This window comes from Promicromonospora sp. NPDC059942 (assembly GCF_042731755.1).
Taxonomy (GTDB): domain Bacteria; phylum Actinomycetota; class Actinomycetes; order Actinomycetales; family Cellulomonadaceae; genus Promicromonospora.
Genome location: NZ_JBHWLR010000034.1, coordinates 25,686 through 32,316 on the forward strand (window position 1 = coordinate 25,686; position 6,631 = coordinate 32,316).

6 protein-coding genes are annotated in these 6,631 nt (G+C 72.6%); 5 read left to right on the plus strand and 1 reads right to left on the minus strand.

What is annotated here, in order from left to right; translation table 11 throughout:
- Positions 1-38: 38 nt before the first annotated feature.
- Positions 39-1,040 carry an ornithine cyclodeaminase family protein gene (locus ACFV9Q_RS28205; RefSeq protein ID WP_377237146.1) on the minus strand — a complete coding sequence of 334 codons (1,002 nt, stop codon included), beginning with the start codon at positions 1,038-1,040 and terminating at the stop codon, positions 39-41.
- 276 nt (positions 1,041-1,316) lie between these two features.
- Between ACFV9Q_RS28205 and ACFV9Q_RS28210 the strand changes: the two genes are divergently transcribed.
- Genes ACFV9Q_RS28210 through ACFV9Q_RS28230 form a run of 5 tightly spaced genes read left to right on the plus strand, consistent with a single transcriptional unit; the run spans position 1,317 to position 6,538 of the window.
- A complete protein-coding gene (locus tag ACFV9Q_RS28210) occupies positions 1,317-2,237 on the plus strand; it encodes an ABC transporter permease (RefSeq protein ID WP_285102001.1) in 921 nt (306 codons plus the stop codon).
- Positions 2,234-3,142: an ABC transporter permease gene (locus tag ACFV9Q_RS28215; RefSeq protein WP_377237147.1), complete on the plus strand. Its 909-nt coding sequence runs from the start codon at positions 2,234-2,236 to the stop codon at positions 3,140-3,142. Before ACFV9Q_RS28210 ends, ACFV9Q_RS28215 begins: the two co-directional genes overlap by 4 nt.
- Before the next feature lie 7 nt (positions 3,143-3,149).
- Positions 3,150-4,196 (plus strand): ABC transporter ATP-binding protein, encoded by a 1,047-nt coding sequence (locus ACFV9Q_RS28220; RefSeq protein ID WP_377237148.1) that lies wholly within the window; start codon positions 3,150-3,152, stop codon positions 4,194-4,196.
- Positions 4,193-4,996, plus strand: coding sequence for an ATP-binding cassette domain-containing protein (locus ACFV9Q_RS28225; protein WP_377237149.1), 804 nt, complete (start codon positions 4,193-4,195; stop codon positions 4,994-4,996). Before ACFV9Q_RS28220 ends, ACFV9Q_RS28225 begins: the two co-directional genes overlap by 4 nt.
- A gap of 24 nt (positions 4,997-5,020) precedes the next feature.
- A complete protein-coding gene (locus ACFV9Q_RS28230; protein WP_377237150.1) occupies positions 5,021-6,538 on the plus strand; it encodes an ABC transporter substrate-binding protein in 1,518 nt (505 codons plus the stop codon).
- Positions 6,539-6,631: the final 93 nt, after the last annotated feature.

Genomic DNA, 6,631 nt, shown 5'->3' on the forward strand with positions numbered 1-6,631 from the left:
GGTGGGGACGGACTGCGGCGGGGACGGGCGCGCCGGGCTCAGGCCCGCGTGCGCACCATCGTCCCAGCCTCGGCGTCCGCCGCCCGACGCAGCACGTGGTCGGCGGCGGCGAGGTCCTGCAGCCCGATCCCGACGGAGTTGAACACCGTGACACCGGACGCGTCCGTGCGCCCCGGGGCGTGGCCGACCAGCACCTCGCCGAGCTCCACGAGGTCGGCCTCCCGCAGCGCGCCCGCCGCGATCGCGTTGCGGACGTTGCCCGAGTCGGCGAGCGCCACGGCCCGCGCGTCCACGACGGTGACGGCGGCGCGGGCGAAGACCTCGGGCGGCACCTCCGAGAACTCGGGCCGGGGCGGTGAGCCGACGGCGTTCACGTGGGTGCCGGGGGAGAGCCAGTCCGCCCGCAGGAGCGGCGTCTCGGCCGGGGTGAGCGTGCAGACGACGTCGGCCCCGTCGACGGCGGCGCGCGCGTCGACGGTCGAGGTCGCGGGCAGGCCGGCGGCCTTGAGCGAGTCGGCGAGCTCGCCGCCCCGGACCGCCGAGCGAGACCACACCCGGACCTCGTCGAGGTCCAGCACGTGGGCGAGCGCGAGGGCGTGCTCGTGGGCGAGCGCGCCCGCCCCGAGCAGGGCGACCGTGCCGGCGCCGGGACGGGCCAGCGCGCGGGTGGCGAGCGCGGTCACGGCGGCGGTGCGCAGCCGGGTGACGGCGCGCCCGTCGAGGAGGCCGACGCACTCGCCGGTCTCGGCCGAGTAGACCGAGATCGTGGAGCGCTGGGCGGGCAGCCCGGCGGCGCGGTTGCGGGGGCGGTCGGCGAGCACCTTGATCGCGAACAGCCCGAGCTCCGGGGCGAACGAGGTCATGGGCACGACCGCCGGCCCGTCCGCGGTGCGGTCGCCCGGTGCCCGGAGGGCGTGGGGTGCGGGCTGGACCGCCAGCCCGGCCGCGAGCCAGCGGTGCGCCTGGTCGAGCGAGGCGAGGAGCCCTGCCGGCTCCACCAGTCCTTCCACTTGCTCCGACGTGAGCACGCGTGTGGTCATGCGACCTCCTGAACTCGTTTCTGTATCCCAGATAGCCAGACCCTTGGTCGATCGTGGTCCGCGTCGGCCCGTGTCGCGCGCCTCCGCAGCCACTGTCCCGCACACCGAAGGGCCGGAAACTCTCGCATAATTCCAGGGATTCTCCGAGGTCACAAGCCCTTCGAGCCCGGTTCGGAGGTTTCACTCACCCGAAACCGACCGATACGCAGATGAAACAAATTCAGCCCAATCTGTATACAGATCACTTCGAACAACCTCGAAGGGGGTGAGTGCTCCATGGCGAGATTTCTCGTCACCCGAACGCTGCAGGCGCTCGCGACGATCTTCGTGGTCGTCACCGTCGCGTTCCTGCTCGGCCGCCTGAGCGGCAGCCCCGCCGCGCTGCTCCTGACCGAGAACGCGACCCGGGAGCAGATCGACGAGCTGAACACGCGGCTCGGCTTCGACCAGCCGCTGCCGGTGCAGTACGTCGAGTACCTGCGCGGCATCCTCGGCGGCGACTTCGGCGACTCGTACCGGCAGGCCGGCGTCTCGTCGATGGACCTCGTGCTGGAGCGGCTGCCCGCGTCGCTCAGCCTGGGGGCGATCGGGCTCGCGCTCGGGCTCGTGCTGGCGTTCGCCGCGACCATCACCACGCACCTCGCGCGCAGCCGCACGCTGCGCACCACGTTCCTCGGCCTCGGCTCGGCGCGGCAGGCCATTCCCGACTTCTTCTTCGGGCTGCTGCTCGTGCTCGTGTTCTCGGTGACGCTGGGCTGGCTGCCCTCGCTCGGCAACCGGGACCCGCTGGCGATCGTCATGCCGGCGCTGACCATCGCCACCGCACAGTTCGTGGTGTACACCCGGCTGCTCGACAACTCCCTGTCCGAGCAGGGGCGGCTCGACTACGCGCGCACGGCGGTGGCGCGCGGCGAGAACCGGTTCCGCGTGGTGGTGGGCGAGCTGCTGCCCAACGCGTCCCTGCCGGTGCTCACCATCGCCGCGATCAACCTGGGCTCGTTCCTCGGCGGCCTGGTGATCGTCGAGAACGTCTTCGCCTGGCCGGGCATGGGTCAGCTCATGCTCAGCGCCGTCTACTCGCGCGACTTCCCGGTCGTGCAGTCGGGGCTGATCGTCGTCGCCGCCCTGTTCATCCTGTCCAACCTGCTGGTCGACGCCGCGAGCGCGCTCATCGACCCGAGAGTGAGGCGCGCATGACGACGTACACCGCCCAGGACCCGGCCCAGGACACCGACCGGGTCAGGAAGCCGGCGGCGGCATGCGTCGCCGCCGTGGCTGCCGGCCTCACCCCGCTGGAGCGGACGGGCGTCGTGCTCGTGGCCGCCGTCGTGCTCTTCTGTGTGGTCACCCCGCTCCTGCCGCTCTACGCGCCGTACGCGCAGGACCTGTCGCGCGCGTTCGTGCCGCCGCTGACCGACGCCGCCCACCCGCTCGGCACCGACATGCTCGGCCGCGACCTGGCGAGCCGCCTGGCCCTCGGCGGGCTCGTCTCGCTCGGCATCGTGCTGCTGGTGGTGGTCGTCAACGCGATCATCGGCATGGTCGTCGGACTGCTCGCGGGCTACCACGGCGGCCGTCTCGACAACGTGCTCATGGGCTGGGCCGACGTGCAGCTCGCGATGCCCGTCATCCTCGTGCTCATCGCCCTGTCCGCGGCCGTGGGTCCGAGCGTGTGGCTCATGGTCATCACGCTCGCGGCCACCTACTGGGTGGGCTACGCCCGGGTGGCGCGCGGCACGGCCATGACCCTGCGCGACCGCGACTTCGTGCTCGTCCCGCGTATCCAGGGCGCCTCCGCCACCTGGACCATCAGCCGCCACATCGCCCCGGGCGTCGCGGTGCAGATGCTCATCCTCGCGTCCAGCGACATCGGGGCGGTGCTGCTGCTCACGAGCTCGTTCGACTACCTCGGCCTCGGGGTGCAGCCGCCCGTGCCGAGCTGGGGCCTGCTCATCAGCGAGGGCCAGAAGTACATCCGGCAGGCGCCCTACCTCTCGGTGGTGCCCGGCATCGCGATCTTCCTGGTCGTGATCGGCACCAACCTGATCAGCCAGCGATTCACGGCCGAGCGCGACCTGCGCCCGGCGCGGCGACGGAAGTGAGGACCACATGACCACGCCAGTGCTGCTCCGCGTGGACGACCTCTCGGTCGGCTACCGCGACGCCGACGGCGCCGAGGTGCGCCTCGTCGACGGCGTCGGCTTCACCGTGCACGAGGGGCGGGTGCTCTGCCTGGTCGGCGAGTCCGGCTCGGGCAAGAGCCTGACCATGGCGGCCGTGCTCGGCCTGCTGCCCGAGGGGCTCGAGGTGTTCTCCGGCACCGTGCGGTTCCGCGGCCAGGACCTGCTCACCCTGCCCGAGCGCGAGCTGCGGGCGCTGCGCGGCAACGAGCTCGCCATGGTCTTCCAGGACCCGATGACTGCGCTCAACCCCGTCAAGCGGGTCGGCGCGCAGATCGCCCGCGCCGTCCGCGCCCACCACCCACGCACGCCGCGCGCGCAGGTGCTGGCCCGCGTCGAGGAGCTGCTCACCGAGGTGGGCGTGCCCGACCCCGCCGAGCGCGCCCGGAGCTACCCGCACCAGTGGTCGGGGGGCATGCGCCAGCGCGCCGTGATCGCGATGGCCATGGCGAACCGGCCCGCCCTGCTGATCGCCGACGAGCCCACCACGGCGCTCGACGTGACCATCCAGGCGCAGATCATGGACGTGCTCGCCGACGCGCGGGCGACGTCGGGCGCCGCGATGGTGCTCATCACGCACGACCTCGGCCTCGTGGCGCAGGTCGCCGACGAGATCTGCATCATGTACGCCGGCCGGATCGTGGAGCGCGGCACGGTGTGGACCGTCTTCGACGAGGCGCGGCACCCGTACACCGCCGGGCTGCTCGGCAGCCTGCTGTCGGCCGAGCGGGCCGGGTCGCGCGCGTACGCCATCCCCGGGTCGCCGCCCGCGCCGACCCGCCGCCCGCCCGGGTGCGCGTTCGCGACCCGCTGCGAGCTCCCGGCGCGGTCCGAGCTGTGCGGCACCACGCGGCCCGAGCTGCGGCCTGCGGCGGACGGCGGGGCGGGCGACACCGGCGGCCACGACGTCACGCACGAGTCCGCGTGCCACCACGCCGACCGCACGCGCGAGTTCGCCCGGGCGGTGACCGCATGAGCGCCGTCCTGGAGATCGACGACCTGCACGTGCGGTTCACCTCCCGCCGCGGCCTGCGCGGCCGCAGCGTGGTGCACGCCGTCGACGGCGTGAGCCTCACGCTCGGCCGCGGCGAGACGCTCGGGCTGGTGGGGGAGTCGGGCTGCGGCAAGTCCACGCTCGTGCGCACGGTGTTCGGGCTGAACACCCCGGCGTCCGGCTCGGTCTCGATCCTCGGGCAGCGCATGCAGGGGCTCGCGCCGGCGGCGCGCCGCAAGGTGCTCAGCAGCGTCCAGCTCGTCTTCCAGGACCCGTACTCGTCGCTCGACCCGCGCATGCGCGTGCACGACATCGTGGCGGAACCGCTGCGCATCGCCGGCCGGTACGCGCCCGAGCGGGTCGTGGAGCTGCTGGCCGAGGTGGGCCTCGACGCCGACGTGCAGGACCGCCGTCCGGCGCAGTTCTCCGGCGGCCAGCGCCAGCGCATCGGCATCGCCCGGGCGCTCGCGCTGCGCCCCGAGATCCTCGTGCTCGACGAGCCCGTCTCCGCGCTCGACGTCTCGGTGCAGGCGCAGGTGGTGAACCTGCTGATGGACCTGCAGGAGCGGCTCGGCCTGTCGTACCTGTTCATCGCCCACGACCTCGCCGTCGTGCGCCACCTGTCCGACCGGGTCGCGGTGATGCGGCAGGGCCGCATCGTCGAGACCGGCGACCGCGACCAGATCTTCGACGCGCCGCGGCACCCGTACACCGCGTCCCTCCTGGCGTCGATCCCGCACCCCGACCCGTACCTGCGCCCCGGCGCGCCGCCCCGCCCCTGACTCCCGAACCGTAAGGAACGCAGCATGCTCCGACACCGCACCCGACCTGCCGCCGCTGTCGCCCTCGTGGCCGCCCTCGCCCTCAGCGGCTGCTCCGCCGCCAGCGGCTCCGCCGCCGTCTCGCACGACCTGACCGTCGGCGCCGTCACCGAGCCCGAGCGGCAGCCCGACCCGCTCGTGGAGGGTTCGCTGGCCGGCTTCAACTACTACTACAACCTCTACGACCAGCTCACCACGCTCAACGCCGACGGCGAGATCGAGCCGTCCGTGGCGACCGCATGGACGCCGAACGACGACTTCACCGAGTGGACGTTCACGCTGCGGGACGACGTCACCTTCCACAACGGCGAGCCCCTGACGGCCGAGGACGTCGCGTTCAGCTACAACCAGGTGCTCGCCACGCCCGACTCCGACATCCGCGGCTACATGGGCATGCTGGAGTCGGCGGAGGCGACGGACGACACGACCGTCGTGTTCGCGCTGAGCTCCCCGTTCTCGCCGTGGCCGTCGATCACCACCTCGGTGTCGATCGTGCCCGAGGACGTCTACACCGAGCTCGGCCCGGAGGGCTTCGTCGAGGCGCCGGTGGGCTCGGGGCCGTTCACGTACGTGAGCTGGACCCGCGGCGTCGAGTACGTGCTGGAGGGCAACGACGACTACTGGGGCGGCGCCCCGGAGGTGGACACGCTCACCTTCCAGACCGTCGCCGACGAGGAGGCGCGCCTGAACGGCGTCATCGCGGGCAGCCTGGACGTCGCGCTCATCTCGCCCAACCAGGTCTCCGCGGTGGACGGCTCGGGGGCCGAGATCGCGTCGCGGGAGTCGAACGGCGTGATCTTCCTCGGCACCAACTCCACGAAGGGCGCGCTCAAGGACCCGCTCGTGCGCCGCGCGGTCCAGCTCGCGATCGACAAGGAGGAGCTCGTGGCGCAGGCCCTCGGCGGCCGGGCCGTCGCGAACGACCAGCCCGTCGCGCCCAACGTCACGGGCCACGCGGCGGACGCCGAGGCGCCCGGCTACGATCCCGAGGCAGCCAAGGACCTGCTCGCGCAGTCGTCGTACGACGGCGAGGCGATCCCGTTCGAGTACGCGACCGACGGCCGTATCCCGCTCAGCTCCGAGGTGGCGCAGGCGATCGCCGGCTACCTCGACGCCGTCGGCATCAAGGTCGAGCTCGTCGGGATGGACCAGGCGAGCCTCTCGAACAAGATCTACGGCACCGTGAACATGGAGGGCCTCTACCTCAACACGTGGGCGCCCACCACGATGGACGCCGACATGCCCGCCACGAACTTCTTCGCCGGCGGCCAGAACGACTACGCGAAGTCGCCCGAGACGCAGGCGCTGGTCGAGGAGCAGCGCACGGTCGACGGCGCCGACCGCGAGGCCGTGTTCGCCGAGCTGTCCCAGGCGAACTGGGACAACGCCTATCTGATCCCGCTCTACACCCCGATGGCCGACTACGCGGTGAGCCCCGACATCGCGTGGGAGCCGCGCGTGGACGGCGAGTACGCGCTGAAGGACGTCACCTTCGCGAAGTAGCCGGACGGCGGTGGGGCGAGGGGCCGCCCGGACAGCCACGCCATCGTCTGCCCCAACCCCACCGGCCCGGGGGAGACGCCATCTACAAACCAA

Bases quoted from the DNA above. Each gene is read 5' to 3' on its own strand.
- ACFV9Q_RS28215 (WP_377237147.1), top strand. From the start codon at position 2,234: ATGACGACGTACACCGCCCAGGACCCGGCCCAGGACACCGACCGGGTC.
- ACFV9Q_RS28205 (WP_377237146.1), bottom strand. From the start codon at position 1,040: ATGACCACACGCGTGCTCACGTCGGAGCAAGTGGAAGGACTGGTGGAG.
- ACFV9Q_RS28225 (WP_377237149.1), top strand. From the start codon at position 4,193: ATGAGCGCCGTCCTGGAGATCGACGACCTGCACGTGCGGTTCACCTCC.
- ACFV9Q_RS28210 (WP_285102001.1), top strand. From the start codon at position 1,317: ATGGCGAGATTTCTCGTCACCCGAACGCTGCAGGCGCTCGCGACGATC.
- ACFV9Q_RS28220 (WP_377237148.1), top strand. From the start codon at position 3,150: ATGACCACGCCAGTGCTGCTCCGCGTGGACGACCTCTCGGTCGGCTAC.
- ACFV9Q_RS28230 (WP_377237150.1), top strand. From the start codon at position 5,021: ATGCTCCGACACCGCACCCGACCTGCCGCCGCTGTCGCCCTCGTGGCC.